The following is a 12,874-nucleotide window of genomic DNA, read 5'->3' on the forward strand; positions in this document are numbered from 1 at the left end:
ACCAACACGAGGACAATCATGCGATCCATGCTTTCACGCATCGGAGCCACGGCTGTTCTGTTGCTGTGCGCCGGTCTCTCACAAGCCGCTTCGCTCAGGGTGGCGCCGACAGGTCTCGAGCTGATCTCGCCCGACGCCTCGGCGGTTCTCAACCTCAGCAACGATGACCCCAAGCGGCCGATCAATGTGCAGATACGCGTCTTCGCCTGGAGCCAGGCTGGCGGGATCGAGACGCTGACGCCGACTACCGACGTCGTCGCCAGCCCGCCATCGACCAAACTCGGACCCAATGCCCAATACGTGGTTCGCGTCGTGCGCGTCAGCAAGGCGCCGGTGCGGGCCGAGGAAAGCTACCGCGTCATCGTCGACGAGTTACCCGACCCGTCGCGCAAGAAGGCCGGTACGGTCGCGCTCGCGCTGCGCTACTCCGTGCCGGTGTTTTTCCGCGACGCCGATGCGGCCGCGCCGGCAGTCGCCTGGAGTGTTTCGCGCAAGGGCGGCAGTCTTGTGCTGACAGCCAGCAATACCGGTGAAAGTCGTCTCCGCTTGTCCAACCTATCCCTGACCCAGAACGGCAAAAAGCTCGGCAACCGAAACGGGCTCGTCGGTTATGTCCTGGGCGGCGCGACCATGCAGTGGCCGATCGGCAGCGGCAAATCACTGTCCGCGGGCTCCGTGCTTTTGAAGGCACAGAGCGATCTTGGACCCTTCGATGCCAACGTTGCCGTCAAGGGCAAGTAGCGTCGCTGTCATCGTCGCGGTTGCGACTTTCACACCTTGCTTGGCGGTGCGTTCGCAGGAATTTCCGGCCGTGACGAACCTCGAACAGCCGGCTTCCGTTTTACCAGCGGGCCGCAGCCTCTATCTCGAGGTGTTCATCAACGACGTTTCGACCAAGCTGGTCGGCAATTTTATCGAGATGCCGGATGGTGGGCTGGCGGCGGCGCCCCAAGAGCTGAAGGAGGTCGGCCTGAAACCGCCGGAGGACATAGCCGACGCCGGCGGCCTGGTCAGGCTCGACCAGTTGGCCGACGTTTCGTTTCGGATCGATGAGGTAGCCCAGCGCCTCTACGTCACCGCCGCCAATGACAGCCGCGAGGCGCGCATGGTCGATCTCGGCTTGCGCTTGCAGGACCGGCCGGCGCCGCAATCGGGCTTGGGCGCGGTTCTCAACTATTCGCTGTTTGCCAGCTCCAACACATTGTTCGACAAGGACGTCGAGCTGTTCCAAGGCGTTTCCGGCGGCTTCGATGCGCGCGTGTTCAGCCCCTATGGAACGCTCAGCCAATCCTTCATCGCCGGCTATTCCGACGGCAGGCTGGGCGGCTTCACGCGGCTCAACACGACATGGAGCTATTCCGACCCCGACCGGCTGATGACCTACCGCGCCGGCGACTTCATCTCCGGTGGATTGTCGTGGACGCGTCCGATCTATCTCGGCGGCATCCAGGCGCAACGCAACTTCCACCTGCGATCGGACCTGGTGACGCTACCTCTGCCCTCCTTCGGCGGCACGGCGGCGGTGCCGTCGACGCTCGAGGTCTATACGCAGAACGTGCGCACCTATTCCGGCGACATCCAGCCCGGGCCGTTCCAGGTCACCAATCTGCCGGTGTTCACGGGCGCCGGACAGGCGCAGGTGGTGCTGCGCGACAGCCTCGGCCGCGAGACCACGGCCACCTTGCCGTTCTATGCCTCCAGCATGCTGTTGCGCCAGGGACTGCTCGACTTTTCCGTCGAGGCAGGGATGGCGCGGCGCAATTTCGGCATCTCCTCCGACGATTATGACGGCCGCGTCATGGGGGTCGCCAGCGCGCGTTACGGCGTGACCGACCGGCTGACATTGGAAGCCCATGCCGAGGGCGGCGCCGATCTGATCAATGGCGGCATAGGTGCTGCCTTCCCGCTCGGGGCATATGGCGCAGCTTCGCTGGCGGTCGCCGGCAGCCATCATGACCGGCGCACCGGCTCGCTGGTCGATGCCAGTGTCGAATTCGGCTATGACGGCTGGGCGATCAACGCCCACATGCAGCGGGCCTTTGGCGGCTATGAAGACATCGCCTCGGTGACGGCGGAGCCGGTTCTCGACCCCGACGACTTCACCCGTTTCAGCGCCGGCGTGCCGCGCGCGGTCGACCAGGTGACACTCAGCGTGCCGATGCCGATCGATTTCTCCAGCCTCAACCTGTCCTATACGCATTTGAAGAGCGCCGAGGGCGAAAGCAGCCAGATCGTCGGCCTGTCCTACAGCCAGGCGATCTTCAAGCGCAGCACGCTCTATGCCACCGCCTTCGCCGATCTCGACGACGACAGCAGCTATGGCGTGTTCGCCGGGATTTCGATCCCGTTCAACGACGAGATCTCGGCGTCGACAGGCGTCGAGCAAGGCCCTGACGGCCTCAATGTCACTGCCGACCTCGCCAAATCGGAGCGGGCCGAGGACGGCAGCATCGGCTGGCGGCTGCGCACCTCGGAGGGCGAGGTACCCAATCGTTCGGCAGCGGTCAGCTACCGCGCGCCGTTTGCGCGTTTCGAGGCCGGCGCCCAGCAATTCGACAAGGACTTTCGCGTGACCGGCCAGATGGACGGCGCCATTGCGGTCGCAGGCGGCGGGGTGTTCGCCACCAACCGCATCGACGATGCCTTTGCCGTCGTCGATGTCGGCACGCCTGATGTCGAGGTCTTGCATCAGAACCGGCCGGTAGGCAGGACCGACAGCAAAGGCCGCATCCTGGTCACCGGGCTCAACTCTTATGAGCTGAACACGGTCTCCATCGACCCGAAGAATCTACCAGTCGACGCGGATGTCCCGGCTACCAAGGAGACCGTCGTCCCAGCCGACCGCAACGGCGTCGTGCTGAAGTTCGGCGTGTCTGAGGCGGCGCAGGCCGCGCTGGTGACGCTGGTCGACTCGAGCGGAACGCCACTCGAAGCCGGGCTTGCCGGCCGCGTCGACGGCGGCACGGAAGATTTCGTCGTCGGCTATGATGGGCAGGCCTACATCAAGGGCCTCGGCAAGCAGAATGCGGTGGTGGTCGGTCTGGCGGACGGCAGCTCGTGCCGAGCGGATTTCCCGTTCGAAGCGGTGCGAGGCCGGCAAGTGACGATCAAGGATGTGGTGTGCCAATGAAAATCCCAGGCCAAATGATGCGCGCTGCAGTCGTTATAATCCTCGTACTGCTCCCGTCGCTGGCCCGGGCGCAGAGCTGCACCGGTACCGTCACCGACATGAATTTCGGTCTCATCGACACGCTGTCGGCCACCGCAGCCACCGCGACGGCGACACTCAACATGAATTGCACCGGCGGCGTGGTGCGCATCCTGTTCTGTCCGCATATCGGCGCCGGCAGTGGGGGTGCTACCTCGGCGGCAGCCAGGCAGATGGCGAGCGGCGCCAACAGCCTTAACTACCAGCTCTATTCGGACCCCGGAATGAGCGTCGCGTGGGGTTCCTATACCTGGGCCTATGCATCGCGCCCGCCGCCGCAGGTGCTGGTGCCCATTCTCATCGGCAATGCATCCGGCAGCGCCACGATCTACGCTCGGGTGACCGGCGGCCAGTCAGCGGTTCCGCCGGGCACCTATCAGTCGATATTTTCGGGCATCCACGTCGAGTTTCGCTACCAGAACGACCTGCTCGGCAACAGCTGCAACACCGGCTTCGGTCTGACGGCGCCCGATCCGACCTTCACCATCAACGCCACGGTCGCGGCAAACTGCCTGGTCGCCACCCAGAACATCGATTTCGGCTCCAAGGGCGTGCTCGACGCCAATGCCGATGCCACCGGCCAGGTCTCGGTCACCTGCACGCCGTCGACCGCCTATACGGTTTCCCTGAATGGCGGCACGACAGGCGGCACGCCGACCAATCGCAAGATGTCGAAGGGCGGCGAGCGGGTCACCTACGGCCTCTACAAGGACGCCGCGCGCTCGCAGCCCTGGGGTGACGCCGGAACGCCGGGAAGCACGGTGGCCGGCACCGGAACCGGCTTGGCGCAACCGCTCATCGTCTACGGCCGCGTGCCGCCGCAGACGACGCCCTCGGCCGGCGTCTACACCGACACGGTGGTGGTGACCATCACCTATTGATCGCGGCCCGCCTCGCCGTTGGCCGGCGCCAGCCAGCGCGCGTAAATCTCGCCGACGATGCCGCGGCGAAAGACCAGCACGCAGATCATGAAGATCAGGCCGGTGGCGATGGTCACCGGGAAGCCGGAGGTGGCGAGCGTGTTTTCCAGCCCGACGACGAGGCCGGCGCCGACGACAGGACCGACCATGGTGCCAATGCCGCCGAGCAGCGTCATCAGGATCACCTCGCCCGACATCTGCCAGGTGACGTCGGTCAGCGTCGCGAACTGGAAGACGATCGCCTTGGTCGCGCCGGCAAGCCCGGCAAGGGCTGCCGACATGACGAAGGCGGCGAGCTTGTAGCGGCCGACCGAATAGCCCAGCGAGATGGCGCGGTTCTCGTTCTCGCGGATCGAACGCAGGATCATGCCGAACGGCGAGTTGACGATGCGCCAGACGGCGAAGACGCCGATGAGGAAGACGGCAAGCACGACGAAATACATGTTGAGCGTGACGTTGAGATCGACGATGCCGAACAGATGCCCGCGCGGCACGCCCTGTATGCCGTCCTCGCCTTCGGTGAACGGCGCCTGGACGCAGAAGAAATAAAACATCTGCGCCAGCGCCAGCGTGATCATCGAGAAATAGATGCCTTGCCGGCGGATGGCGAGGAAGCCCATGACCAGGCCGAGCACGGCCGCGCCGGCGGTGCCGAGCAGGATGCCGGCCTCGGGCGGCCAGCCCCATGCCTTGACGGCGTAGGCGCAGAAATAGGCGGCGGCGCCGTAGAAGGTGGCGTGGCCGAACGACAGCAGCCCAGTGTAGCCGAGCAGCAGGTTGAAGGCGCAGGCAAACAGCGCGAAGCACAGCATCTTCATCAGGAAGATCGGATAGACGAAGAAGGGCGCGGCTATCAGCGCCAGTATGGCCAATGCCAGCAATACCCGCTTAAGCCGCACGGAGGCGGCGGTGCGCTGGTCGTGAAGGGCTGCCTCGCTCATCTCAGGCGTCCCTTCCGAACAGGCCGGCGGGGCGCAGGAGCAGCACGATCGCCATGATGACGAAGACGACGAGGTTCGACGCCTCGGGATAGAACACCTTGGTCAGGCCCTCGGCGAGGCCGAGCATATAGCCGGTGACGATGGCCCCAAGAATCGAACCCATGCCGCCGACCACAACGACGGCAAAGACGACGATGATGATATCGGAGCCCATCAGCGGACTGACCTGGTAGACGGGCGCGGCGAGAATACCGGCAAGGCCGGCGAGCGCCGCGCCGAGCCCATAGGTGAGCGTCAGCAGCAGCGGCACGTTGACGCCGAAGGCCTGCACCAGCTCCGGATTCTCGGTCGCGGCGCGCAGATAGGAGCCGAGCCTGGTCTTTTCGATCAGGAGCCAGGTGCCGATGCAGATAATGAGCGAGGCCACCACCACCCAGCCGCGATAGTTGGGCAGGAACATGAAGCCGAGATTGGTGCCGCCGGCAAGCTGCGCCGGAACGGCATAAGGGTTGCCCGACACGCCGTAGTAGAAACGGAACACGCCTTCGATGACCAGCGCCAGGCCGAAGGTGAACAGCAGCCCGTAGAGCGGATCCAGGCGGTAGAGCCGCGACAGCGCCACGCGCTCGACCGCCATGCCGAAGACTCCAACGATGAGCGGAACCAGGAGCAGCGCCGGCCAGTAGCCGATGCCGAGATGGACGAGCAGCAGGTAACCGATGAAGGCGCCGAGCATATAGAGTGCGCCATGGGCGAAATTGATGATGCGCAGCAGGCCGAAGATGACGGCCAGGCCGAGGCTCAGCATGGCGTAGAAGGAGCCGTTGATCAGCCCGACCAGCATCTGGCCGAGCAAGGCCTGGACGGGGATGCCGAAGATCATGGTCATGGCGCCGTCACCGAGGGTGTTGCAAGCGGGATGCGTCTGTGCGGCACGTACCCCCACCCGGACCTTCGGTCCGACCTCCCCACAAGGGGGAGGTAGGGCGGTGGCCCTCCACCCTCCCCCTTGTGGGGAGGGTCGCTGCGCATCAGCGGGGTGGGGGTACTGCCGTGGGCTGTCGTCATCATACCCCAAGCACATCGTGCAGCTGTTGCGTGTGAGCGGCAAGCTCGCTTACGGCAAAACCCTCCACCACCTTGCCATGCTCCATCAGATAGAAGCGGTCGGCGATGCGCGCGGCGAAGCGGAAATTCTGCTCGACGAGCAGGATGGTCATGCCGCGCTTCTTCAAGGTTGCCAGCAGTTCGCCGATGCGCTGGACGATGACCGGCGCCAGGCCCTCGGTCGGCTCGTCGAGCAGCAGCATCTGCACGCCCGTCCGCAGGATGCGGGCGATGGCCAGCATCTGCTGTTCGCCGCCGGAGAGTTTGGTGCCGGGGCTGTTGCGCCGCTCCTTGAGGTTGGGAAAGAGATCGAAGATCTCGTCGACGCTCATGCCGCCCTTGGCCACCACCGGCGGCAGGATCAGGTTCTCGTCGACGGTGAGCGTGGCGAAGATGCCGCGTTCCTCCGGCACGAAGCCGATGCCGCGATGGGCAACACGATGCAGCGGCAGGCGCATCAGGTCGCTGCCGTCGAACGCGACGCTGCCGCTGCGCTTGCGGACCAGCCCCATGATGGCGCGCAGCGTTGTGGTCTTGCCGACGCCGTTGCGGCCGAGCAGCGTCACGGTCTCACCGCGAAAAACGTCGAGGTTGACGCCATGCAGCGCATGGCCCTCGCCATACCAGGCATGGAGATCGCGCACGGCAAGCAGCGGCTCACTCATGCTCGGTCCCCCTGCTCGGTCCCCATGTAGGCGACCCTGACGCGCTCATCGTTGCTCACCGTCGCGTAGTCGCCGGCGGCGAGCACCTGGCCGCGCTGCATGACGGTGATCCAGTCGCAGAGGTCGGCGACGACGGTGAGATTGTGCTCGACCATCAGCACGGCGCGGTCCGTTGCCAGCGAGCGGATGATGCCGGAAATGACGCCGACATCCTCGTGCCCCATGCCGGCCATCGGCTCGTCGAGCAGCAGCACTTTCGGGTCGAGCGCCAGCGTGGTGGCGATCTCGAGCACGCGCTTCCTGCCATAGGAGAGATCGCCGGCCGGACGATGCGCGACATCGTCGAGACCGACGACGGCAAGCAGTTCGCGCGCCCGTGGAGTCAGTTGGTCAAGCGCGGCCAGCGAGCGCCAGAACTGGAAGCCGAGCCCGCTCGGCCGCTGCAAGGCGACGCGGACATTGTCGAGCACGCTCAGATGCGGAAAGATCGCCGATATCTGGAACGAGCGGACGAGACCCATGCGCGCCACCCTGGCCGGCGCGGTGCGGGTGATGTCGTTGCCCAACAGTTCGATCCTGCCGCTGCTCGGCTGCAGGAACTTGGTCAAGAGGTTGAAGATTGTCGTCTTGCCGGCGCCGTTCGGCCCGATCAGCGCATGGATCTGGCCGTGATGGACGTCGAGGTCGACATTGTTGACGGCGACGAAACCGGCAAAGTCGCGCCGCAGGCCGCGGGCGGAGAGCACCACCCGCGGCTTGATTCCGGCACCGTCCGGCTGGACGGCCACGGCTTGCGCCAGCGTCACTTGGTGACGAGCGGGCAGCCGCTGTCTTCAGCCTTGATGAAGGCCTTGTCGCCCGGAATGGTCGCAAGGTAGGTGTAGTAGTCCCAGTCCTTCTTCGACTCCTCGGGCTTCTTGACCTGATAGAGATACATGTCGTGCACCATCGAGCCGTCGGCCTGTACCTTGCCGTTGGCGTTGATGATGTCGTCGACGGGCATTTCATGGAGTTGCTTGGCGACCGCCTCGGTTTCGTCGGTGCCGGCCTTGTCGATGGCCTTGAGATATTGCAGCACCGCCGAATAGGTGCCGGCCTGGATCATGTTGGGCATGCGGTTGGTGCGCTTGAAGAAGCGCCCGGCGAAGTCGCGGCTCTTGTCGTCGCGGTCCCAGTAAAACCCTTCGGTGAGCACCACGCCCTGCGCCGCCTGCAGGCCGAGGCCGTGCACCTCGGCAAGCGTGAACAGAAGTGCTGCCAGCCGCTGGCCGCCGGCGACGATGCCGAACTCGGCCGCCTGCTTGATGGTATTGGAGGTGTCGAGGCCGGCATTGGCAAGGCCGATAACCTTGGCGCCGGAGGACTGCGCCTGCAGCAGGAAGGAGGAATAATCCGTCGATCCCAAGGGGTAACGCACCTCGCCCAGCACTTTGCCGCCGCTTGCCTCAACAACCTTTGAGGTCTGCTCCTTCAGCGAATAGCCGAAGGCATAGTCGACGGTGATGAAATACCAGCTGTCGCCGCCCTGCTGCACAAGCGCGCCGCCGGTGCCGACCGCCTGCGAGTGGGTATCGTAAGCCCAGTGGAAACCGTAGGGCGAGCATTGCTTGCCGGTCAGGTCGGCCGATGCCGCTCCGGTAACGATGTCGATCTTCTTCTTTTCCTTGGACAACCCCTGGACGGCGAGCGCCACCGAGGATGTCGTCAGTTCCATGATCGCGTCGACCTGCTCGGTGTCGTACCACTGGCGCGCAATGTTGGAGGCAATGTCGGGCTTGTTCTGGTGATCGGCGTTGACGATCTCGATTGGCGCGCCCTGCACCTTGCCGCCAAAATCCTCGACCGCCATCCTGGCGGCCTCGACCGACCATTTGCCGCCGAAATCGGCATAGACGCCCGACTGGTCGTTGAGGATGCCGATCTTGACCTTGCCGTCGGAAATTTCGCCGGCCGCCGCCGGCATCGCAGTCGCCGCAAGCAGCGCGGCTGAGACGAGATAGGATGCTTTCACAGGTGGTTCCTCCCTTGTGGCCGACGCTGGAAAACGCGGCGGCCTTGCAATGGTTCAACAGCTCCGTCCGGTTCTCGCTGAAATCCGGGCCAGCGCCCGCCACTTCTCCTCTTGGCAACCCCTCCGCCCTGGGTGCGCCGGGAACCGTAGCATCACATTTCGCGAGGCGAGAATGCTATTTTCGTAGCATGGCGTGCTAGCGCGGCCGCTACCAGTCGGGCTCAATTGGAAGGTCTTCGGAAAAGCCGCTCGGGCCAGGCAGAGAGAGCGTTGCGGCCGCAGCGTCCAGCAGTGCCCCCGGAAGCCCTTTGAGATGCTCGCTGTCCAGCGGAAGCGCAAGATAGCCCGTGGCAATGCGTGTAGCCGCTTCCGCCTGTTCACGATCTCTCATTGCCTTGACCGCAGACCGATCAGGCAGCGTGGCCAGCCAAGCCTTGTGCAGAGCGAACATTCGAGGGTCGACCGTCGGCATGCTTACGGGATAGCCACGCTCATCGATCGCCACAGCCTCCACCTTTGGAGCGTTGATGAGCCATTGCAGCCCCTCCATGGGTGCGCTGTCGAGATCGTCGGCAAGCTGTGTAATCGAGGTAGTGGCGTTGTCCTTGAGGACATGTCTTGCCTGCGGACGGATCAGGTCGACCAGATAGCCATCACGGTTCGCTGCCCTGAAGGCCCGGGGCTGGAGCGGCTTGAAGGACCTGTCCACTTTACGCAACACGCCTATCAGGCCGGACTGGCTTACCCTCTCGCCGGTCACGAAGCTGATGCGGCGTCGGGAATCGAAGAGCAGGTCGATGTCGCCGGTTGCCGTGAGACCGCTGGTGATCTGGACGCCCGCCAGAGCCTCGTAAGCGAACAGCGCATTCGTGCCGACGACCAGCAACTGCTTGCCCAGCAGGTCTGTTTCGGCGCACCGCCGCAATATCCGTGCGGCGATGGCCGGTACCCTGCCCAACCCCATTGCCACATTGACTTTCGCTAGGCCGTTCAGGCGATCGGCTAGACCTGCCAGCAGATCCTTGTTCTGCACCCTGCCCTCGGAAAACGCAGCGAACGCCTTCTCCGTCTGGCTGCTTTTCGGCCCGAGTGAATTCTCGACCTGCCGGACCTTCCGCAGCAGGTATTCAGCACCGCTGCGCTCAACCCAGCGCATGCTGCCTGCAAAGCGCCTTTGGCGCTGGTCATCAGCACGCTGCCAGGCCTCGTAGACCTGTTGCGTATCTATGAGTTGGCGCCGCTGCTCGCCGGTCAACTCTCTCAGCATCGTTTTCCACTCTTAAGCCAGGATCAAGTTAACATAGTGGAAAACTCTTAATTAACAATATGTTGCTATGTTTTTCCACTATCGCAGCTATCATCCACACGCCGAGTGGAAAGTACCGTAAAAACAATAGGTTATGTCCGAGAAAGGGAGGCCAGAACCTCACACGCGGGTTTTTAGCTGCGCGCGCCATGGCAGCCGCTTGCCGTCGCCTCACCGCTTCTGCGGATAGATCGTCTCGCCGCGCTTCAGCATCTCGACAAAAGCCTCGATCTTCTTCCTGCGCCCCGCCTCCGTCTTCATGTTGTGCGTTCGAAACGCCAGCGCGAACCGGTTCTGGGCGGAAAGCTTTGCCAGCATCTCCTTCGCCTTCGGCTCGGCGTCGATGGCGGCCTGCAGATCGTCAGGGATCTTCATGTCCTTGCCTGAGGCATAGGCGCGGTCCCAGCGGCCGTCGGCCTTGGCCGCCTCGACCTGTTTCAGCCCGTGTTCGGTCATGCGGCCCTCCTCGACCAGGCGGGCGACATTGTCGATGTTGATCTTGCTCCAGATGCTCTTCTTGCCGCGCGGCGTGTAGCGCTGCAGAAAGCTCTTGTCGTCGAGCGGCTTGCGTATGGCGTCGATCCAGCCGAAGCACAGCGCCACGTCGATGGCCTGCTTCGGCGTGATCGAGGCGAGGCCCGAGCCGACCTTGTGGACCTTGATCCAGACCTCGCTCTCGCCGGCATGATTTTCGCGCAGCCAGGCGTAAAAACTGTCGGGATCGGGGAATTCATGAACCTTGTCGGGATCGACCTTGAACGGCGCCATCATCACCTCGTTGTTGCCGGGCCGGCTGTATCGGCTGTCGATGCCAGTTTCCGTCAGCGGCGTCGATACCCCCTAGCCTATTGCGAGCCGGCTTGCGCCGCAGCCGACGCCCGTGGCAGTTTCCTGCTGGTCAGCCGGGCAAGGCAGACTGCAATTCGGGGGAAATGCCATGCGAGCGATGTTACTCGGCCTCATCCTTCTGCTGCCGACCTCGGCACTGGCCGAACCGATCGAAACCCAGAAAATCATCACCGCGCTGACCGGCGACTTCAATGGCGACGGCGCCGCCGATCTGGCGATGATCGTCGAGACCGAGCCCGAAGACGATACCATGGACATGCATTTCTTCCTGAGGGACAAAAAGTACAATTTTCTGAAACCCGCCGGCGTCGTGCATGAGCAGGTCTACGGCGAATGGAACGACTACGACCAGCCGCATTATGAGGGCTCCGGCATCGAACCGGAGTTGACCTTGCTGCCCAACGGCTCGATCAAGATCTATCTGCCGGGGCTGATCGGCCCCGGCGAGCGGACCGACATGACGCTGACCATCGCCTGGCGCAACGAAGCCTTCGTCGTCGCCGGCGTGGCCTATGACAGTTACAAATACCAGACCGACATAATCGATAGCAGCTGCGACTACGATGTGCTTACCGGCAAAGGCAAAAGCATGAAGACGCAGGAGGATGGCAGCAAGGTGGACAGTGTCGTGTCGGTCGAAGGCCGGGTCGTGCCCTTCGCGGAGTGGGACACAGGGACGCCTTTTAGGGTATGCGGAGATTGAGGGGGCAGCCAATCTCCCCCACTTGGGGGGAGATTGGCTTTCACTGCAGATGCGGTTTCTTCAAGAAACTGTTGCGGTCGGCGGATTTTACCCTGAGCCAGGTTTCGCGGCCGTCGCGTACGACCCTGAGAGGAATCTCCGAACCCGCCGGATTCTGCCATAGCTTGCGGTAGAAATCGGCGAGCCCGTCGACCTCGCCATCGCGAACGTCGGAGATGATGTCACCCTGGCGCAGGCCGGCCTTGGCGGCGGGGCCGCCTTCGGCGACGCTCATCACCACGACCGCACCGTTCGACTCGGCCGAGAAGGCGCCGAGCCATGGGCGCGGCGGCTTCGCCACCTGGCCGCGCGTCAGGAGATCGTCGAGGATCGGGGTCAGAAGGTTGATCGGCACGACCATGTTGATGTCGGCGACCTCGCCGTTGCGGCTCATCTGCAAAAGCAGCGAACCGATGCCGAGCAGGCTGCCATCCTGGCCGATGAGCGCCGCGCCGCCCCAGGACGGATGCGCCGGGGCAATGAAGATCGCCTCGTCGAGCAGATATTCCCAATAGCCGGCGAATTCCTGCTTGGTGACGATGTGTGCCTTGACCGAGCGGCCGGTGCCGTCGGCAAACACCACGGGGTCGCCGATCTTCGCCTTCGAGGCGTCACCCAGCGCCACCGCCGGCAGGCCGAGCGGCGCCAGCGCCTGCACTAGGCCGAAGCCTGTCTCCTGGTCATAGGCCAGCGCATGCGCCGGCACGACGCGGCCGTCCTGGTCGGTCAGCCAGACCTCCTCGGCCTCGGTGATGAGATAGCCGATGGTGAGCACCAGCCCGTCGCCGCGGATGACGACGCCGCTGCCTTCCCGGCGCGTGCCCAGGGCATTGGCCGTGAAGGCATCGTCGGGAACCATGGCGCGCACGCCAACGACGGAGCGCAAGAGCGGGGAAACGGGATCGATCGGCATGCGGTCATCCTGGCAGATATGCGTGGGCAGTATCCTCTATAGGTATGCCGCGCTGCACAGGGCGCAAGGGCTTAGGCAACAAGGCAATCATTTCAGAGGCTGGCGCTGCCCCTCATCCGCCTGCCGGTGTCCAGCCGATAGATGGGTAACACTTTGAACCGGATACATAGGTGACACTTCTCTCCCCCTATGCGTCCGCCGCAGCGCCAAGC

The 12,874-nt window shown here is 64.0% G+C and carries 12 protein-coding genes; 4 read left to right on the forward strand and 8 right to left on the reverse strand.

The genetic code is table 11. The annotated features are described in order from the left end of the window. The first annotated feature begins 18 nt into the window (after nt 1-18). From NKJ77_RS21945 to NKJ77_RS21955, 3 genes are read left to right on the forward strand one after another with little or no spacing between them, the layout of a single operon-like run. A complete protein-coding gene (locus NKJ77_RS21945; protein ID WP_023715167.1) occupies nt 19-741 on the forward strand; it encodes a fimbrial biogenesis chaperone in 723 nt (240 codons plus the stop codon). Continuing rightward, entirely contained in the window at nt 713-3,130 is a 2,418-nt protein-coding gene (locus NKJ77_RS21950) for a fimbria/pilus outer membrane usher protein (protein ID WP_352535757.1), read from the forward strand. Before NKJ77_RS21945 ends, NKJ77_RS21950 begins: the two co-directional genes overlap by 29 nt. 14 nt (nt 3,131-3,144) lie before the next feature. Further along, nucleotides 3,145-4,089, forward strand: a complete 945-nt coding sequence (locus tag NKJ77_RS21955) for a Csu type fimbrial protein (protein ID WP_023827213.1) — start codon at nt 3,145-3,147, stop codon at nt 4,087-4,089. On the opposite strand, the gene NKJ77_RS21960 is transcribed toward NKJ77_RS21955, so the two are convergent. From NKJ77_RS21960 to NKJ77_RS21990, 7 genes are all read right to left on the reverse strand, one after another. Beyond that, complete coding sequence (locus NKJ77_RS21960) at nt 4,083-5,069, reverse strand: branched-chain amino acid ABC transporter permease (protein ID WP_023727091.1); 987 nt, start codon at nt 5,067-5,069, stop codon at nt 4,083-4,085. The genes NKJ77_RS21955 and NKJ77_RS21960 overlap by 7 nt on opposite strands. Before the next feature lies 1 nt (nt 5,070). Beyond that, nucleotides 5,071-5,958 (reverse strand): branched-chain amino acid ABC transporter permease, encoded by an 888-nt coding sequence (locus NKJ77_RS21965; RefSeq protein WP_023693757.1) that lies wholly within the window; start codon nt 5,956-5,958, stop codon nt 5,071-5,073. A 178-nt stretch (nt 5,959-6,136) separates the two neighbouring features. Further along, complete coding sequence (locus NKJ77_RS21970) at nt 6,137-6,841, reverse strand: ABC transporter ATP-binding protein (protein WP_023727088.1); 705 nt, start codon at nt 6,839-6,841, stop codon at nt 6,137-6,139. Continuing rightward, nucleotides 6,838-7,629, reverse strand: a complete 792-nt coding sequence (locus tag NKJ77_RS21975) for an ABC transporter ATP-binding protein (RefSeq protein WP_352535758.1) — start codon at nt 7,627-7,629, stop codon at nt 6,838-6,840. The genes NKJ77_RS21970 and NKJ77_RS21975 overlap by 4 nt, the downstream gene beginning before the upstream one ends. A 14-nt stretch (nt 7,630-7,643) precedes the next feature. Continuing rightward, nucleotides 7,644-8,852: an ABC transporter substrate-binding protein gene (locus NKJ77_RS21980; protein ID WP_023689847.1), complete on the reverse strand. Its 1,209-nt coding sequence runs from the start codon at nt 8,850-8,852 to the stop codon at nt 7,644-7,646. A 208-nt stretch (nt 8,853-9,060) separates the two neighbouring features. Then, a complete protein-coding gene (locus NKJ77_RS21985; RefSeq protein WP_032898147.1) occupies nt 9,061-10,119 on the reverse strand; it encodes a GSU2403 family nucleotidyltransferase fold protein in 1,059 nt (352 codons plus the stop codon). A 210-nt stretch (nt 10,120-10,329) separates the two neighbouring features. Next, complete coding sequence (locus NKJ77_RS21990; RefSeq protein WP_023693762.1) at nt 10,330-10,926, reverse strand: YdeI/OmpD-associated family protein; 597 nt, start codon at nt 10,924-10,926, stop codon at nt 10,330-10,332. A 169-nt stretch (nt 10,927-11,095) separates the two neighbouring features. On the opposite strand from NKJ77_RS21990, the gene NKJ77_RS21995 reads away from it, so the two are divergent. Further along, nucleotides 11,096-11,710 (forward strand): hypothetical protein, encoded by a 615-nt coding sequence (locus NKJ77_RS21995; protein WP_032898146.1) that lies wholly within the window; start codon nt 11,096-11,098, stop codon nt 11,708-11,710. A 40-nt stretch (nt 11,711-11,750) separates the two neighbouring features. Here the strand turns inward: NKJ77_RS21995 and NKJ77_RS22000 are convergent, their stop codons facing one another. Further along, complete coding sequence (locus NKJ77_RS22000; protein WP_023671416.1) at nt 11,751-12,662, reverse strand: S1C family serine protease; 912 nt, start codon at nt 12,660-12,662, stop codon at nt 11,751-11,753. Nucleotides 12,663-12,874 lie beyond the last annotated feature (212 nt).

This window comes from Mesorhizobium sp. M0052, assembly GCF_040323255.1.
Classification (GTDB): domain Bacteria; phylum Pseudomonadota; class Alphaproteobacteria; order Rhizobiales; family Rhizobiaceae; genus Mesorhizobium.

Bases quoted from the DNA above. Each gene is read 5' to 3' on its own strand.
- NKJ77_RS21945 (WP_023715167.1), top strand. From the start codon at position 19: ATGCGATCCATGCTTTCACGCATCGGAGCCACGGCTGTTCTGTTGCTG.
- NKJ77_RS21950 (WP_352535757.1), top strand. From the start codon at position 713: ATGCCAACGTTGCCGTCAAGGGCAAGTAGCGTCGCTGTCATCGTCGCG.
- NKJ77_RS21955 (WP_023827213.1), top strand. From the start codon at position 3,145: ATGATGCGCGCTGCAGTCGTTATAATCCTCGTACTGCTCCCGTCGCTG.
- NKJ77_RS21960 (WP_023727091.1), bottom strand. From the start codon at position 5,069: ATGAGCGAGGCAGCCCTTCACGACCAGCGCACCGCCGCCTCCGTGCGG.
- NKJ77_RS21965 (WP_023693757.1), bottom strand. From the start codon at position 5,958: ATGACCATGATCTTCGGCATCCCCGTCCAGGCCTTGCTCGGCCAGATG.
- NKJ77_RS21970 (WP_023727088.1), bottom strand. From the start codon at position 6,841: ATGAGTGAGCCGCTGCTTGCCGTGCGCGATCTCCATGCCTGGTATGGC.
- NKJ77_RS21985 (WP_032898147.1), bottom strand. From the start codon at position 10,119: ATGCTGAGAGAGTTGACCGGCGAGCAGCGGCGCCAACTCATAGATACG.
- NKJ77_RS21990 (WP_023693762.1), bottom strand. From the start codon at position 10,926: ATGGCGCCGTTCAAGGTCGATCCCGACAAGGTTCATGAATTCCCCGAT.
- NKJ77_RS21995 (WP_032898146.1), top strand. From the start codon at position 11,096: ATGCGAGCGATGTTACTCGGCCTCATCCTTCTGCTGCCGACCTCGGCA.
- NKJ77_RS22000 (WP_023671416.1), bottom strand. From the start codon at position 12,662: ATGCCGATCGATCCCGTTTCCCCGCTCTTGCGCTCCGTCGTTGGCGTG.